Annotated in this window: 15 protein-coding genes and 1 riboswitch; of the genes, 8 read left to right on the top strand and 7 right to left on the bottom strand. The window is 67.9% G+C overall.

Annotated elements, in window-relative coordinates; genetic code table 11:
- Positions 1 to 27: 27 nt before the first annotated feature.
- Complete coding sequence (locus AABM56_RS19065; RefSeq protein WP_133861371.1) at positions 28 to 1389, top strand: MFS transporter; 1362 nt, start codon at positions 28 to 30, stop codon at positions 1387 to 1389.
- A gap of 151 nt (positions 1390 to 1540) precedes the next feature.
- Entirely contained in the window at positions 1541 to 2611 is a 1071-nt protein-coding gene (locus AABM56_RS19060) for a 2-isopropylmalate synthase (protein WP_133861370.1), read from the top strand.
- On the opposite strand, the gene AABM56_RS19055 is transcribed toward AABM56_RS19060, so the two are convergent.
- Entirely contained in the window at positions 2592 to 3380 is a 789-nt protein-coding gene (locus AABM56_RS19055; protein ID WP_347883627.1) for a helix-turn-helix transcriptional regulator, read from the bottom strand. The two genes, AABM56_RS19060 and AABM56_RS19055, sit on opposite strands and share 20 nt — an antisense overlap.
- Positions 3381 to 3384: 4 nt before the next feature.
- Positions 3385 to 3879, bottom strand: coding sequence for a MarR family winged helix-turn-helix transcriptional regulator (locus AABM56_RS19050; RefSeq protein ID WP_166655912.1), 495 nt, complete (start codon positions 3877 to 3879; stop codon positions 3385 to 3387).
- A 78-nt stretch (positions 3880 to 3957) separates the two neighbouring features.
- Here AABM56_RS19050 and AABM56_RS19045 point away from each other — a divergent pair, with 78 nt between their 5' ends.
- Positions 3958 to 5172 carry an MFS transporter gene (locus tag AABM56_RS19045; RefSeq protein ID WP_263259585.1) on the top strand — a complete coding sequence of 405 codons (1215 nt, stop codon included), beginning with the start codon at positions 3958 to 3960 and terminating at the stop codon, positions 5170 to 5172.
- On the opposite strand, the gene AABM56_RS19040 is transcribed toward AABM56_RS19045, so the two are convergent.
- Both AABM56_RS19040 and AABM56_RS19035 read right to left on the bottom strand, forming a co-directional pair.
- On the bottom strand, positions 5169 to 6530 hold the full coding sequence (locus AABM56_RS19040) for an ATP-binding protein (RefSeq protein WP_133861368.1): 1362 nt from the start codon (positions 6528 to 6530) through the stop codon (positions 5169 to 5171). The genes AABM56_RS19045 and AABM56_RS19040 overlap by 4 nt on opposite strands.
- The gene (locus AABM56_RS19035; protein WP_347883626.1) at positions 6527 to 7192 is read right to left on the bottom strand and encodes a response regulator; all 666 of its coding nucleotides are present in this window, start codon (positions 7190 to 7192) and stop codon (positions 6527 to 6529) included. Before AABM56_RS19035 ends, AABM56_RS19040 begins: the two co-directional genes overlap by 4 nt.
- A 153-nt stretch (positions 7193 to 7345) precedes the next feature.
- On the opposite strand from AABM56_RS19035, the gene AABM56_RS19030 reads away from it, so the two are divergent.
- Together AABM56_RS19030 and AABM56_RS19025 are read left to right on the top strand one after the other, a co-directional pair.
- Positions 7346 to 7612, top strand: a complete 267-nt coding sequence (locus tag AABM56_RS19030) for a PepSY domain-containing protein (RefSeq protein WP_133861367.1) — start codon at positions 7346 to 7348, stop codon at positions 7610 to 7612.
- On the top strand, positions 7612 to 8160 hold the full coding sequence (locus tag AABM56_RS19025) for a cytochrome b/b6 domain-containing protein (RefSeq protein WP_347883625.1): 549 nt from the start codon (positions 7612 to 7614) through the stop codon (positions 8158 to 8160). Before AABM56_RS19030 ends, AABM56_RS19025 begins: the two co-directional genes overlap by 1 nt.
- On the opposite strand, the gene AABM56_RS19020 is transcribed toward AABM56_RS19025, so the two are convergent.
- A complete protein-coding gene (locus AABM56_RS19020) occupies positions 8157 to 9107 on the bottom strand; it encodes a cation diffusion facilitator family transporter (RefSeq protein ID WP_347883624.1) in 951 nt (316 codons plus the stop codon). The two genes, AABM56_RS19025 and AABM56_RS19020, sit on opposite strands and share 4 nt — an antisense overlap.
- A gap of 243 nt (positions 9108 to 9350) precedes the next feature.
- Here AABM56_RS19020 and AABM56_RS19015 point away from each other — a divergent pair, with 243 nt between their 5' ends.
- Entirely contained in the window at positions 9351 to 11024 is a 1674-nt protein-coding gene (locus AABM56_RS19015) for a phosphoethanolamine transferase (protein ID WP_133861364.1), read from the top strand.
- A gap of 78 nt (positions 11025 to 11102) precedes the next feature.
- On the top strand, positions 11103 to 11645 hold the full coding sequence (locus AABM56_RS19010) for a cytochrome b (RefSeq protein ID WP_133861363.1): 543 nt from the start codon (positions 11103 to 11105) through the stop codon (positions 11643 to 11645).
- Here the strand turns inward: AABM56_RS19010 and AABM56_RS19005 are convergent.
- Both AABM56_RS19005 and mntP read right to left on the bottom strand, forming a co-directional pair.
- Complete coding sequence (locus AABM56_RS19005; RefSeq protein ID WP_133861362.1) at positions 11642 to 12478, bottom strand: hypothetical protein; 837 nt, start codon at positions 12476 to 12478, stop codon at positions 11642 to 11644. The genes AABM56_RS19010 and AABM56_RS19005 overlap by 4 nt on opposite strands.
- Entirely contained in the window at positions 12478 to 13050 is a 573-nt protein-coding gene (gene mntP / locus AABM56_RS19000; RefSeq protein ID WP_133861361.1) for a manganese efflux pump MntP, read from the bottom strand. The genes AABM56_RS19005 and mntP overlap by 1 nt, the downstream gene beginning before the upstream one ends.
- A 5-nt stretch (positions 13051 to 13055) precedes the next feature.
- Positions 13056 to 13222, bottom strand: a riboswitch (yybP-ykoY riboswitch).
- 449 nt (positions 13223 to 13671) lie between these two features.
- Between mntP and pstS the strand changes: the two genes are divergently transcribed.
- Positions 13672 to 14685, top strand: coding sequence for a phosphate ABC transporter substrate-binding protein PstS (gene pstS, locus AABM56_RS18995; protein ID WP_007160735.1), 1014 nt, complete (start codon positions 13672 to 13674; stop codon positions 14683 to 14685).
- Positions 14686 to 14760: the final 75 nt, after the last annotated feature.

Raw genomic sequence — 14760 nt, 5'->3', positions numbered from 1 at the left:
ATAACAACAAGTCAGGAAGCCCATTCAATGACTATCCAGGTCACTCCCGAGACGGAGTCCGCCCTGCGGCCGCAGGTCCCGCCCGTCGCCGCTACCCAGCAAGCCTCCCGCATCACCCGCTACCGCTGGCTGATCTGCGCCCTGCTGTTCATCGCCATCGGCATCAACTACATCGATCGCCAGATGATCGGCATCCTCAAGCCCACGCTGCAGGCGGACCTGGGCTGGACGGAGACCGACTACGCCAAGATCGTGTTCTGGTTCCAGTGCGCCTATGCCATCGGCTTCCTGACCTTTGGCCGCATCATCGACAAGGTCGGGGTGCGCATCGGCTATGCCCTGGCCTTCACCATCTGGACCATCGCCAGCATCGGTCACGGCATCGCCCATACCGTCACCCACTTCGTGCTGGTGCGCTTCACCCTCGGCTTCGGCGAGTCCGGCAGCTTTCCGGCCAGCCTCAAGGCGGTGTCGGAATGGTTTCCGCAAAAGGAACGCGCCCAGGCCACCGGATTGTTCAACGCCGGCACCGCCATGGGTCCGATCATCACACCTTTGCTGGTTCCGGCCATCACCCTGGCCTGGGGCTGGCGCGCGGCCTTCATCTCCATCGGCATCGTCACCGCCCTGTGGCTGATCGCCTGGCTGCTGATCTATCGCCGCCCCCACGAGCACCCCAAGGTGAGTCGTGAAGAGCTGGCCTACATCCAGGCCGACGACGGCTCCCCGGTGGCGGCCACCCCGAGCGCCCCGACCAAGATTTCCTGGTTCAAGCTGCTGACCTTCCGCGAGACCTGGGCCTATGCCGCCGGCAAGTTCCTCACCGATCCGATCTGGTGGCTGTACCTGTTCTGGCTGCCGGACTTTCTCGGCAAGACCTACGGCCTGAATCTGAAATCCTTCGGTCCGCCGCTGATCGCCATCTACATCCTCGCCGACATCGGTTCGGTGATGGGTGGCTGGGGCTCTTCCAAGCAGATGAAGCTGGGCCGCAGCGCCAACCTGGCGCGCAAGACCACCATGCTGCTCTGCGCCCTGGCGGTCGTGCCCATCGTCACCGCCCAGTTCGTCTCCAGCCTCTGGCTGGTGGTCGGCATCATCGGCCTCGCCGCCGCGGCCCACCAGGCCTGGTCGGCCAACCTGATGACGCTGCCGTCGGACCTCTTCCCCAAGGAAGCCGTGGCCTCGGTGATCGGCATCGGCGGTACCGCCGGCGCCATTGGTGGCATGCTGATGACCACCTACAACGGCTACATCCTGGAGATCTTCAAGTCCTACCAGCCGATCTTCATCGTCGCCGGCAGTGCCTACCTGGTGGCCATCGTGGTCATCCATGTGCTCACGCCACGACTCAAGCCGGTGCCGCTGGAGCGCATCTCGGTGGGCTGACCTGGGAGCGCTGACAGAGAAGCCGCCGGGGCCTTCCCCGGCGGTTTTTTTTCGCCCGTCGCTGTCCGGATCGCGCAGGGGGCTGTCCTGCTCGCGAGCGCAGCGGACCGGTGGGGCGGTCAGACTCTGAGGCCCAGCCCTGGAGTCCCCCATGCTCAAGCAACCCCAGACCAAGTACCGCGCCTTCGCCGCGCCCTCGTTACCTGACCGCCAATGGCCGGGCCGTCAGCTGACCCAGGCACCGCGCTGGTGCTCAACCGACCTGCGCGATGGCAACCAGGCACTGATCGAGCCCATGGGGCTGGAGCGCAAGCGGCGCTTCTTCGCCCTGTTGCTGGCGATCGGCTACCGGGAAATCGAGGTGGCCTTTCCGGCGGCGTCCCAGACCGACTTCGATTTCGTGCGCGAACTGGTCACCGCGGACGGCCTGCCGGACGATCTCTGGCTGCAGGTGATGACGCCGGCACGCAGCGAACTGATCGAGCGCACCTTCGCGGCCCTGGTCGGGGCACCCCGCGCCATCGTTCATCTCTACAACGCCACCGCGCCGCTGTTTCGCCGGGTGGTGTTCGACCAGGATCGCGCCGCCACCCTGGCCATGGCGGTGGCCGGTACCCAGCGGGTGCGTGCCCTGTGCGACGCCCAGCCGGAGACGGCCTGGATTTATCAGTATTCGCCCGAAACCTTCTGCTTCACCGAAGCGGACTTCGCCCTGGAGATCTGCCAGGCGGTGCGCGAGGCCTGGCAGCCGTCGGCGGACCGCCCGCTGATCCTCAATCTGCCGGCGACGGTGGAAGTGGCCACGCCCAATGTCTATGCCGATCAGATCGAGGGCTTCATCCGTGGCCTGGGTCCGGCGCCCCACGTGACCATCAGCGTCCATCCGCACAACGACCGTGGCACCGGCGTCGCCTGCGCCGAACTGGCCCAGCTGGCCGGGGCCACGCGGGTGGAGGGCTGCCTGTTCGGCAATGGCGAGCGCACCGGCAACGTCGACCTGGTGACCCTGGCGCTGAATCTCTACAGCCAGGGGATCACGCCGGGGATCGACTTCTCCCGCCTGGAGGAGGTGGCCAGCGTGGTGGAAGCCTGCAACCAGCTGACCATCCATCCGCGCCATCCCTATGGCGGTCGCCTGGCCCTGGCCGCCAATACCGAGCAGCGCGCGGCCCTGGGGCTCGTCGATCCGGCCGAGCTGGGACTCAGGGCGCGGCGGGGCTGACCGCGTCGGGCAGACCCGCCTGGCCGCGATAGGCCGAGGGCGATACCCCCAGCACCTGGCGGAAACGGGTAGCGAAGGCACTGGGGCTGGCGTAGCCGTGGTCCAGGGCGACGTCGACGATGGCGTGGCCGGCGGCCAGGGAGGTCAGACTGGAATCCAGTCGCGCCCGCTGCAGCCACTGGCCGAAGGTCAGGCCGGTCTCCTTGAGGAACAGTCGGCTCAGGGTGCGCTCGCTGACCGCCAGTCGCGCGGCGACGCCGGTCAGCGTCCAGCGTTCGCCCGGGTGCTGGCGCAGGTGGCGGCAGAGTTCAGCGAGGGTGGCATCCACCGGCCAGGGCAGGTGCAGTCCGGCGGTGGGCGAGCCCTGCAACTCGTCGAGCATCAGCTGCAGAATATGGTGGGCGCGCCCTTCGGCAGGTCTGTCGGCGGGCAGGGGCAGGGCGGCCAGGATGAGTTCGCGCAGGAGCGGCGAGACGGCGATCAGCTGGCAGCGTGTCGGCAGCTCGGCCCGTACCTGCGGATCGACGAACAGAGTGCGTACCTCGACGCGGCCCAGCAACTGCAGGTCGTGCTCTTCGCCGGCGGGCACCCAGACCCCCCGTCCGGGCGGCACCACCCAGCGTCCCTGGGCGGTGTTGACGATGACCACGCCGCAGAGCGCATGGGTCAGCTGCGCCTGGCGATGGCTATGGGACGGCACCCGTTCGCCATGGGCATAGTCCTGGGCCACGGCGTGCAAGCCGTTGCATGAGCTGAAGTCGATGAGCATGGCGTCAGGCCGTCGCACGGCTGGCCAGCCACTTGCCCAGCAGGGCGTCCAGCTGCTGCTGCTCGGCCTCGCTGAGCGTCGCCAGGGCCCGGCGCTCGTTGTCGACGTGGGCGGCCATCAGGCCATCGATCAGGGCGAAGCCGTCCGCGGTGAGGGCCACCAGGGTACTGCGGCGATCCTCGGGATTCTTGCGCCGCTCGATCAGGCCGGCTCGCTCCAGGCGGTCGAGGCGATTGGTCATGCCGCCCGAGGAGATCATGGCCGACTCATAGAGCACCGTGGGACTCAGGGCGTAGGGCTCGCCCGCTCGCCTCAGGGTGGCCAGGACATCGAACTCGCCATAGTGCAGTCGGTGCTCGTCGAAAAAAGGCTGCAGCACATCGCGATTGAGCACCTGGGCCACTTCACCCAGGCGGCCCACCAGGCGCATGGGCAGGGCATCCAGGTCGGGGCGCTCGCGATGCCACTGGTCCACGGCGAATTCGGCGCGATCGGCCATCGGCTTACCTCAGGAATATATCTTGATGTTAAGATACTTCTCATCAAGAGAAATACCGCGTCATTCTGGAGATTGTCCATGCTTTCCGCTTCACCTTCATCCCCGACCACACCCGCGCCGCGCCAGGACGCCTTTCTCGCCGTGCTGCTGGTGCTGCTGGTTGGTCTCAACCTCAGACCCATCCTGGCCGCCATCGGCCCGTTGCTGGATGGCATCCAGGCAGCCACCGGCCTGGAAGGCAGCGGCGCCGGGGCGCTGACCACCCTGCCCATCGCCGCCATGGGTCTCTGCGCCCTGGGCGGCGCCCGGCTGCAGGCCTGGCTCGGCGAGCGCCGTGGCATCGCCCTCGGCCTGCTGCTGCTGGCCCTGGCCAATGCGCTGCGCTGGGAACAGCCGAGCGGCCTGGGGCTGATCCTCACCGCCGGTCTGGGCGGCGTCGGCATTGCCCTGGTTCAGGCGCTGATCCCCGCCTACATCCGCCGCTGCCATCCGCAGCGCACCAGCACCCTGATGGGCCTCTACACCACCGGCATCATGGGTGGGGCGGCCGTGGCGGCGGCCACCGCCGCGCCCCTGGCCGAACAGTGGGGCTGGGCCCAGGGCCTGGCGCTCTGGACCCTGCCGGTGCTGCTGGCGCTCGGCGTCTGGCTGGTACTGGCGCGGCCGGATGCGCCGGCGCAGCACGCGGCACCCCGCGCGCAACCCTGGCGGCAGCGCCAGGCCTGGCTGCTGCTGGCCTTCTTCGGCATCGGTACCGCCGCCTATACCCTGGTGCTGGCCTGGCTGCCGCCGTACTACACCGGCCTCGGCTGGCAACCGGCCGACAGCGGCCTGCTGCTGGGCGGCGTGAGTCTCGCCGAGGTCAGCGCCGGCCTGCTGCTGTCGGCGATCATCGCCCGGCTGCGCAATCGCCGGCCGCTGGTGCTGGGGGTGCTCGGCGTGGTGCTGGTGGGGTTGCTGTGCCTGGCAATGGCGCCGCTGCAACTGGCGGTGCCGACCGCCATCCTGCTCGGCCTGGGCATCGGCGCGCTGTTTCCGCTGTCGCTGATCCTGGCGATGGACCAGGTGCGCGATCCCGCCGAAGCCGGTGCCTTGCTCGGCTTCGTCCAGGGCGGTGGCTATCTGATCGCCAGCCTGGCGCCGCTGGCCGCCGGCCTCCTGCGCGACCATCTGGCCAGCCTGGCCAACGCCTGGCTGCTGATGGCGGTGGGCGTGGTGCTGTTGATGGGCCTCGGCCTGCGCCTGACCCGCCCTGCGCGATCGGTTGTGAGCCGCGGCTACCAGCAGGCCTAGCCCGCGCGCGGCAGGCGCAATTCCACGCAAAAGCCGCCCCGGGCGCGATTGCTGAAGCTCAGGGCACCGCCCAGGCGGCGGGTGATGGTCTCGACGATGGCCAGCCCCAGCCCGGCGCCCTGGGGGTTGCCGGCGCTGTAGAAGCGATCGCACAAGCGCGTCAGCTCGGCCTCGTCCACCCCGGGGCCGCGATCCTCCACCCGCAGCAAGATGCTCTGGTCCTGGCTGGTTTCGATGCCGACTTCCACCGCACTGCCGGCGGGGGCGAAGGCCAGGGCGTTGGTCACCAGATTCTGCAGGGCGATGGCGATGGCGTCCGGATCGCCGAGCACCGCCGGTCCGACCTGGGCCGCCAATACCAGTTCCACCTGCCGCTTCAGTGCCAGGGGCGTCAATTCCGCCAGCTCTTCGCGCACCAGGGGCTCCAGGTCCAGCGCCTGGACCTGGGGGGCGCCGGGTTCCAGGCGCGCCAGGGTCAGCAACTGGCTGGCCAGGCGGGTGGCCCGGCTGACGCCCTGGCGCAGATAGCCGAGGGCTTCGTCGCGCTCCTCGGCCGTCTCGGCGCGCTGGGCGTTCTGCGCATGCAGGTCGAGGATCGCCAGCGGCGTACGCAATTCGTGGGCGGCATCGGCGATGAAGCGCCGTTCCCGGTCGAGCAGGGCGCGCAACTGGGCGAGCTGGTGATCCAGGGCGCCACGCATGGGTTGCAACTCCGGCGGCAGCGGGCCGCCCGGCAGCGGCGCCAGACTGTGGGGATCACGCGCGCGCAGGCCGCGGGCGAAGTCCTGCAGCGGTCGCAGGCCCCAGCCCAGCAGCAGCCAGAGCACCCCGACCAGCAGCGGCAAACCGACCAGGGTCGGCCAGAGGGTATGGCTGACGATGCGCTGGATCAGGTCCTGGCGCAGGTCCTCGCGCTCGCCGACCCAGATGCGCAGACCGCCCTCGGCGGTACGCACCAGCATCCCGCACCATTCGCGACCCTTGTCGAACACCTCGTGCAGCCCTTCCGGCGGCACCTCGGTCAGCCGCGGCGCATTGCCGGAACGAGCCAGCAACTGACCATCGGCGGTCCAGATCTGGAAGGTCAGCTGATTCTCGTAGGGGTGCGCCGGTACGCTGCCGGGCACGGGTTGCATGGCGCGATCGAACACCCGGATCAGCTCCGGCCAGCTGGCCGCCGCCGGCGTGCCGGCCTGCAGCAGGCCTTCCAGCAGGCGCGCGCCCTGGACCAGCTGGGCGTCGTAGATGCCCTCGATCTCGCGATGGCTGTCGCGCAGGGCCAACAGCGCGAGGGTCAGGCTGCCGGCCAGCACCAGGGCCAGGGTGGGCGCGAGGATGCGGGTACGGATGGCGATCATGGCTGACGCTCCAGCAGATAGCCCACCCCGCGCACGGTGCGGATCAGGCCGCTGTCGAGTTTCTTGCGCAGGTTGTGGATGAGCACTTCCAGGGTGTTGCCTGAGGCGGCTTCCTGCCAGCCATAGAGGGCGTTGCTCAGCCGCTCGCGGGTGATGACGGCGCCCGGTCGCAGCAGCAACTGGTGCAGCAGCTGGTATTCCATGGGCGTCACCGCCACCTCGGCGCCGTGGTAGTGCACCACCTGGCTGGCCGGATCGAGGCTGATGCCGGCGTGCTCCAGCAGCGGTTGCGCGCGACCACAGCTGCGGCGGATCAGGGCGCGCAGGCGTGCCTTGAGTTCGTCCAGGTCGCAGGGCTTGACCAGGTAGTCGTCGGCGCCGGCATCCAGGCCCTGGATGCGATCGGCCTTGGCGTCGCGAGAGGTAAGCACCAGCACCGGCACCTGGCCGTCGGGCTGGCTGCGCAGGCGGCGCAGCAGGTCGAGACCGTCGAGGCGCGACAGGCCCAGGTCCAGCAGCACCAGGTCGAAGCGCTCGGACGCCAGGGCGTGCTCGGCGGCCAGGCCGTCAGCCACCCAGTCCAGGGTATAGCCCTCGCCGCGCAGGGCCATGCGAATGCCCTGGGCCAGGGCCGCGTCGTCTTCCACCAGCAGTACCCGCACGATCGCCTTCCTCTCTCGGCAATGCCGCCAGGGCGCCATCATCGCCGGCGTTCTGGCGCAGCGGCAGGGGCAACTGTTACCGGGCGTTGCGTCCTAAGACTGCATTAAGCTTCGGCGCCGAGTCTGGCCACTCCAACCACGAGGAGTGTCGCCATGCGCCGCCTGCTGCTGCCGTTGCTGTTCGCAAGTCCCCTGGCCCTTGCCGCCGAACCCCAGTGCACCCAGGCGGACAAGTCCACCTGGCAGGACGCCGAGAAATTCCAGGCGCAGCTGCGTGACCAGGGCTACGAGATCAAGAAATTCAAGATCACCAAGGGCAACTGCTACGAGATCTACGGCTTCGACAAGGACAAGCGCAAGGTCGAGATCTATCACGACCCGGTGAGCGGCAAGGCGGTCAAGAGCGAGATCGGCAGCTGATGAAGACGGCGACCGTGCGGCTCTGGGACCCCCTGGTACGGCTGTTCCACCTGTCGGTCGCCGCCGCCTTCTTCGCCAACTATTTCTTCAACGAGAAGGGCGCCTTCTGGCACCGCTGGATCGGCTACTACGCCAGTGCCTGGCTGCTGGTGCGGCTGGTCTGGGGCTTCGTCGGCCCGCGCAGCGCGCGCTGGAGCGACTGCTGGCCGACCCGTGCGCGGCTGAGCGCTCACCTGCGTGATCTCTGGCAGGGGCGGCCCCATCATCGCCTCGGCCATTCGCCCGTGGGCGCCCTGGTGATGCTGCTGATGATGGCTGCCATCGGCGGCCTGGGCGTCACCGGCTTTCTCATGCGCGAGGTGGATGCCCTCTGGGGCGCCGACTGGCCCGAAGACCTGCACGCGCTCTTCGCCAACGGCCTGCTGGCGCTGGTCTGCCTGCATGCCGTGGCCGCCGTGGTGGAGAGCCTGCGGGTGGGCGACAACCTGCCGCTGTCGATGCTGACCGGTCGCCGCCGCCCGCTGGATGAGTCTTCCCCGCGTGACTAGGCGCAGTGCCCGTCGAGGGTGCCCGGCGGATCCACCTGTACCGTCACGTGCTGCAGGCCGTGGCGACTGCGCAACAGCTCGCCCACCAGGGTCGGCAGACGTAGGGGGTCGCTGCCCGGCGCCGGGGTGATGTGCAGGGTGGCGATGCGGGTTTCGTCGGTCAGCGTCCAGACGTGCAGATGGCCCACCTCGGCCACCTCCGGCAGGGCGCGGACCGCCGCCGTGGCGCCGGCCGTGTCGAATTCCCGCGGCGCCGCCTGCAAGAGCACCGCGCCGGCATCGCGCACCAGGGTCCAGGCCGATTTGACGATGAGCAGGGCGACCAGGATCGACAGCGCCGGATCCAGCCAGGTCCAGCCGGTCCAGAGGATGCCCAGGGCGGCGACGATGGCGCCCACCGAACCCAGCAGGTCACCGGCCACATGGAGCAGGGCGCCGCGCAGGTTGCTGTCGTCCTTGTGGCCGCTGTTGAGCACCACGAAGCCGACGATATTGACCACCAGGCCGATCATCGCCACCACCAGCATGGGGCCGGAGAGCACCTCGGTGGGCTCGCGCAGCCGCATGATGGCTTCCCAGCCGATCCACAGCACCAGCAGCAGCAGGGCGACGCCATTGGTCAGGGCGGCGAGGATGCGTACCCGGTGGAAGCCATAGGTGAAGCGCGCATTGGCCGCCTTGGCCGCCACGCGGTAGGCCACCAGGGCCAGCAGCAGGGCCGCGGCATCCGAGACCATGTGCCCGGAATCGGCGATCAGCGCCAGGGAGCCGGACCACCAGCCGCCCACGGCCTGGACGATGGCGTAGCCAAAGGTCAGGACGAAGACCAGCTTGAGCTTACGCTCGTTGGCGGCGGTCACCCGCGGGGCGTGGGAGTGACCATGGCCATGGTCGTGGCCATGCTGATGATCGTGGTCGTGGTCGTGGTTAGGGGTGGAGCCACTCATCTACAGGTCTCCGAAGCGTTGAGGAGGCAGAGGGCAAAGGCCCTTTGCCGATTATCCTGAAGCCTGAAGTGACTTCAGGGTCAAGCCGGTCGGCTGGTATCTGACCTCTCGGCTCATCTGTTACCGCGCATGAGCCGCTAAGACTTCATTAAGGTTCGCCCCTCAGGGTAGCGGCTCCCTGTCGCTGGAGCCCGCCATGCCCGCTTGCCTTTGCCTTTCCTCGCGCGTACGCAGGGCACCCTGATGCTGCTCGCAGCCTTCTCCCGCCCGCGCGCCTCGGGCTGGCGGCCCTGGCGCAATCTGCTGCTGCTCAGCAGTCTGAGTTGCCTGCTGTTGCTGGCCGACGACGTCCTGCAGCAAGGCTTCACGCCAAACAACCGCGCCGAGCTGGAAGCGGGCTATGTCGCCGCGCTCTGGGTGTTCAGCCTGGCGCTCTGGCTGAGCAACCTGCCGCGCCTGGCGGCGGTCATCCTGCTGGGATTCGCGCTGATGCAGCTGCTGCAGCTGGGCAACCTGAGTTTCTTCGGCGAGCCGCTCAGCGCCATCGACATCCAGGCCCTGCTGGGCGATACCGCCGAGGTGCGCCAGACGCTGTGGCTCAGCCTGCCCGAACACTGGCCGGTGCTGCTCTGCGTGGGCCTGCCCTATGGCCTGCTGCTCACCCTGCATCTCCAGCTGCCAGGCCGGGTACCGCTGCCGGCCAGTCGCTGGGCGCTGCTGCTGATCGCCGCGGTGCTGCTGTCCAAACCCTATCGCGCCACCTACCGCAACCTCGACGCCTTCGTGCCCAGTCCCAGTCGCAGCGGTCTGCACAACAGCCTCAACGCCTTTTCCGCCTGGGCGGTGCGCCTGGCCGGGCGGGACGATGTCGTCCTGCCGCCCACCGCCTATGCACCCTATGGCCTGGCCCCCATACCCAGCACTGCGCGGCATGTCTGGCTGGTGGTGGCCGATTCCCTGCGCAGCGATCGCCTGGGCGCCTTTGGCTACCCGCGCGATACCAGCCCCAGGCTGTCGGCCTACCTGGCGGCCAATCCCCAGGCGCTGATCCGACCCGGTATCGCGGCGGGGGTGGCCACCGACGTGAGCCTGCCCTATCTGCTCAATCCGATCCGCGAACCGGGCCAGGACCAGCGCCTGCGCAGCGGCGAGATCAATCTGTTCCGCTTCGCCCAGGCCGCCGGCTTTCGCACCCATTGGCTGTCGTCCCAGGAGTCCAAGCTACTGGCGCACCTGGGCAGTCGCTACCTGGACGTCTCCATTACCCGCGAGGACCATCCGCTGCGCTTCCTGCAGCGCCAGGATCGCGCCCTGCTGGAGATCCTCGACGAGCAGCAGTGGGCGCCGCGCAACTTCGTGGTGCTGAATCTGCGCACCGCGCACCTGCCCTATGCGCAGAACTACCGGCACGAGAGCACCCTGGCGCCCTGGCCGGATAGCGGGGCCGAGGGCCAGGCCAATGCCTATGACAATTCCCTGCACTATCTCGACGGCCTGCTCGCCGAGATCCTTGCCGATTTCGATCGCCTGGAGGGTGAGCGCTATCTGATCATCACCGGCGATCACGGCCAGCGGCTGGGGGAGGGCGGTCACTGGGGCCATAACGACCTGGTGCCCGAGGTCAGCGACGTACCGGTGATCGTGGTGGCGCGGGACGCTCCACCCCAACCCCTGGCCGAGCTGCAGGGCGAGCGCTGGATCAGCCACTACGAGGCCGGCAGCTGGCTGGCGGAGCGCCTGGGGACCCGCCTCGACAATCCCAATCGCCGCCCCGACGAACACTTCGTCCATGGCAAGCTCCTGTTCAGCGACAACTTCGTACAGCGCGTCTGCGAATCGCCCACCGGCCTGGTGCACCAGCCGCAGCAGCAATTGAGCAAGCTGCTGCTGGATACCGCGGAAAATCCCTGTGGCTAGAGCCTTGCACCCATACCTTCAACCCCCGGGCGCCGCTACACTGCCGGCGCCTCTTCACCTCAGTAGCAGGATCCCGTCATGCCTTCCGCCTCTCCTGTTTCCCGCTATGCGCGCAGCGCCCGGCTGCTGCACTGGCTCATGGCCCTGCTGGTACTGCTGGCCTATGGACTGATCCTCAATCGCGGGCAGTTCGAGCGAGGCTCGCTGGAGCGCCAGTGGGTGGTGCTCAGTCATTTCTGGGTCGGCCTGCTGGTCCTGGCGCTGGTCCTGCCGCGACTGCTGGTGCGCCACCGCCATCCGGTACCGCCGATCACGCCGCCGCTGGCGAAGAGCCTGGAGACCGTCGGCCGGCTGACCCACTACGGGCTCTACGCCTTTCTGCTGGCCCAGCCGCTGCTCGGACTGTTCACCGTCTGGCTGACCATCGGCGCGGTCAAGATCCCTTCCAGCACCTGGGCGCTGCCTTCGCCCTTCCCGGTTGACCCGGAACTGGCGAAGACGCTCAAGGGCGTGCACCTCTGGCTGGGCAAGGCCTTCTACTGGGTGATCGGCCTGCACGTGCTGGCCGCGCTCTGGCATCACCTAGTGCGCAAGGACGATACCCTGAAGCGCATGCGCTAACGCGGCTCGAGGGCGATGATGCGGTTGCGCCCGCCTTCGGCCAGCAGGTAGCCGTCGCCCCGTGGCAGCAAGGCCTGGGGGGCGCGCAGGAAGGTCAGGATGGCGCGCGGGGCTGACTGGCGATCCCAGAGCAGCAGGCGGGCGCGGTGGGTGGAGTCTTCGCTGATCCACAGGCCGCGCCGGTCGCAGAGCAGAAAACTCGGCTCGCGCAGTTCGCTCAGCGCCGGCGGATCACGGCCGTCGTAGCTCAGCTGGCGCACCAGGCCGCGGGCTTTCTCGGTATAGAAGGCCGTGCCATCCGGGCAACGGGTAAAGGACTCCGCCTCGTCCAGGTGGTCGCGCAGCACGGTCAGGCTGCCATCGGCGGCGTCGTAGCGTAGCAGGCGCCCTTCGCCCTTGCGGTCTTCCACGGCATAGAGCCGCTCGCCTTCGGCCCAGAGGCCCTGGGCGTTGATCCCGGTGAACAGATCGCGACTGCCGGCGGCGTCGAACCAGCGGATAGGGTGGGTGCCACCTTCCTGGCTGTAGGCGAAACCGTTGCGGTAGGGCACCAGGCCATCGGGCTTGTACAGCCCCTCGCTGAGCACGCTGCGCCGGCCCTGGGCATCGATGCGCAGCAGGCGGCCCTTGCCGTCCTTGAGTTCTTCCGCGGTGAGCAGGGCATCGCCCTGCCAGGCCAGGGCGCTGGCCTTGGCGATGTCGCCATGGGCCACTTCGTAGCGCCAGCCAGAGGCGGCCTGGGCCGGCCAGAAGCGCTGCCAGGCGAGAAAGCCCAGGGCTGCCAGCAGCAGGGCGGCCAGGAGGAGGAGGGCGCTACGCCAGGGCCGGGCCATCAGCTGGCCACGGTGGCCAGGTGCTCATGGAGGATGGCCGCGCCGATCACGATCAGCACCACGCCACCGAGCATCTCCGCGCGCTTGCCGACCAGATTACCCATCACCCGGCCCAGCATCACGCCGGTGGTGACCATGATCATGGTGGCGAGGCCGATGGCCAGGGCGGCGGTGATGATGTTGACGTCGATGAAGGCCAGGCCCACGCCCACGGCGAGGGCATCGATACTGGTGGCCACGGCGGTCAGGGCGAGCAGCATGAAGGAATGCTGGCGGGGCTTTTCCTCTTCGGCCTCGGGCGCGCCGAAGCCGGCCCAGATCATGCGCAGGCCGAGCACGGTGAGCAGGGTGAAGGCGATCCAGTGATCCCAGGGCTGGACGTACTGGGCGGCGGTGAGGCCGACGGCCCAGCCGATCACCGGGGTGATGGCTTCGATGACGCCGAAGATGGCGCCGGTACGTAGGGCTTCGCGCAGGCAGGGCTTGTGCAGGCTGGCACCCTTGCCGACGGCGGCGGCAAAGGCATCGGTGGACATGGCGAAGGCCAGGAACATCAGGGAAGCGGGATTCATCGTGACAGCGCCGGCCGGGCTCGATCCACAAGGCACCCCCGCACGCCCGGCATGGCGCGGTGATGCCTCTGGTCTCGCCAACCCTGACTGGCTGTCCTGACCACGGCGGTTGCCGAGTATGTTGATCAGGACGCTTTCCACCGCGGTGGAAGCAGGCTACTCCCCAAAGAGGCCGCCACCTTACCCATCCGGATAGAGAAAGTCTATCTTGTAGATAGTTCTAATATATATAGCCTTGGCTAAATTTCTGCTGCCAAGCCGCCCTCACGGATGCGCCGAAAGGCCTGTAAGGCCCGTCATGGCTGGATCGTGGCCACGGCACAGGCTGCTGAGACGACCGCGGGCGGCAGACAGGCGTGTCGTCTGGTGACCACCGGAGGTCGCCTGTAGAGGCTGGCCGGGACGAGGGCGAACCTTCTGCCATCCGCAGTGCGGGGTGGATTGTCGGAGCGGTCTGCTGCGAGGCCCAGGCGCGGACACCTTGGCTTGCCAGCGCAGGAACGGTAGCCGCCGCCCGCAATGATGGCGCTCTGCCGTCCCTGTTTCGTCATGCTGTTGACACTTAATTGTCACATTTCGGCAATAGCCTAGCGCCAGCCCTCACTAGGTAATGGAGCCACCATGAAACGCACGTTCAGCCTCTCTCTGTTGTTGTCGGCCTTTTGCCTGAGCACCGCCGCTCACGCCGTGGATGTCACGGGCGCCGGCTCGAGCTTCGTCTTCCCTGTTCTGTCGAAGTGGTCGCAAGGCTTCAGCGAGAAGACTGGCAACCGTATCAACTATCAGTCCATCGGCTCCGGCGGCGGCATCGCCCAGATCAAGGCCGGCACCGTGGACTTCGGCGCCACCGACGCCCCCATGAGCACCGACGACCTGCAGAAGGGCGGTCTGGGCCAGTTCCCGACCATCATTGGCGGCATCGTGCCGGTGATCAACGTGGAAGGCATCGAGCCCGGCAAACTGAAGCTCGACGGTCCGACCATGGCCAAGATCTTCATGGGCGAGATCAAGACCTGGAACGACCCGGCCATCGCCGCGCTGAACCCCGGCATGAAGCTGCCTGAGGGCGCCATCACCGTGGTGCGTCGTTCCGACGGCTCCGGCACCTCCTACAACTTCACCAACTACCTGGCCAAGGTCAGCCCGGAGTGGAAGGAGAAGTTCAACTTCGGCACCACCGTCAACTGGCCGGTCGGTGTAGGTGGCAAGGGTAACGAGGGTATCGCCGCCTACGTGAAGCAGATCAAGGGCTCCATCGGCTACGTCGAGTACGCCTATGCGCTGACCAACAAGATGACCCACGTGCAGCTGAAGAACGCCGCCGGCAACTTCGTGCAGCCCGAAGCCAAGAGCTTCCAGGCCGCCGCCGCCACCGCCGACTGGAAGAGCGCCAAGGACTTCAACCTGCTGATGACCAACGCCCCGGGCGCCGACGCCTGGCCGATCACCGCCACCACCTGGATCGTGATGTACAAGGAACCCAAGAACGAAGAGCGCAGCAAGGTCGCCTTCGACTTCTTCAAGTGGTCCCTTGAGCATGGCCAGAAGGATGCCGCGGCCCTGGATTACGTCCCGGTCCCGGACACCCTGGTCAAGCAGATCGAAGGCTACTGGGCGTCCGACTTCAAGAAGTAAGCACGACTGTTCCGCCGCCTGGATCCCCTGGGGTCCAGGCGGTTTCGCGCGTCCTTCCAGGTAGACGGAAAGCTC

The organism is Pseudomonas aestiva (genome assembly GCF_039908605.1).
Lineage (GTDB): Bacteria > Pseudomonadota > Gammaproteobacteria > Pseudomonadales > Pseudomonadaceae > Chryseomonas > Chryseomonas aestiva.
The sequence above is the reverse complement of the archived record's forward strand: the minus strand, read 5'-3'. Positions and strand labels throughout refer to the sequence as shown.

Coding starts and splice junctions, on each gene's coding strand:
- AABM56_RS19065 (WP_133861371.1), top strand. CDS start 28: ATGACTATCCAGGTCACTCCCGAGACGGAGTCCGCCCTGCGGCCGCAG.
- AABM56_RS19060 (WP_133861370.1), top strand. CDS start 1,541: ATGCTCAAGCAACCCCAGACCAAGTACCGCGCCTTCGCCGCGCCCTCG.
- AABM56_RS19055 (WP_347883627.1), bottom strand. CDS start 3,380: ATGCTCATCGACTTCAGCTCATGCAACGGCTTGCACGCCGTGGCCCAG.
- AABM56_RS19050 (WP_166655912.1), bottom strand. CDS start 3,879: ATGGCCGATCGCGCCGAATTCGCCGTGGACCAGTGGCATCGCGAGCGC.
- AABM56_RS19045 (WP_263259585.1), top strand. CDS start 3,958: ATGCTTTCCGCTTCACCTTCATCCCCGACCACACCCGCGCCGCGCCAG.
- AABM56_RS19040 (WP_133861368.1), bottom strand. CDS start 6,530: ATGATCGCCATCCGTACCCGCATCCTCGCGCCCACCCTGGCCCTGGTG.
- AABM56_RS19030 (WP_133861367.1), top strand. CDS start 7,346: ATGCGCCGCCTGCTGCTGCCGTTGCTGTTCGCAAGTCCCCTGGCCCTT.
- AABM56_RS19025 (WP_347883625.1), top strand. CDS start 7,612: ATGAAGACGGCGACCGTGCGGCTCTGGGACCCCCTGGTACGGCTGTTC.
- AABM56_RS19020 (WP_347883624.1), bottom strand. CDS start 9,107: ATGAGTGGCTCCACCCCTAACCACGACCACGACCACGATCATCAGCAT.
- AABM56_RS19015 (WP_133861364.1), top strand. CDS start 9,351: ATGCTGCTCGCAGCCTTCTCCCGCCCGCGCGCCTCGGGCTGGCGGCCC.
- AABM56_RS19010 (WP_133861363.1), top strand. CDS start 11,103: ATGCCTTCCGCCTCTCCTGTTTCCCGCTATGCGCGCAGCGCCCGGCTG.
- AABM56_RS19005 (WP_133861362.1), bottom strand. CDS start 12,478: ATGGCCCGGCCCTGGCGTAGCGCCCTCCTCCTCCTGGCCGCCCTGCTG.
- mntP (WP_133861361.1), bottom strand. CDS start 13,050: ATGAATCCCGCTTCCCTGATGTTCCTGGCCTTCGCCATGTCCACCGAT.
- pstS (WP_007160735.1), top strand. CDS start 13,672: ATGAAACGCACGTTCAGCCTCTCTCTGTTGTTGTCGGCCTTTTGCCTG.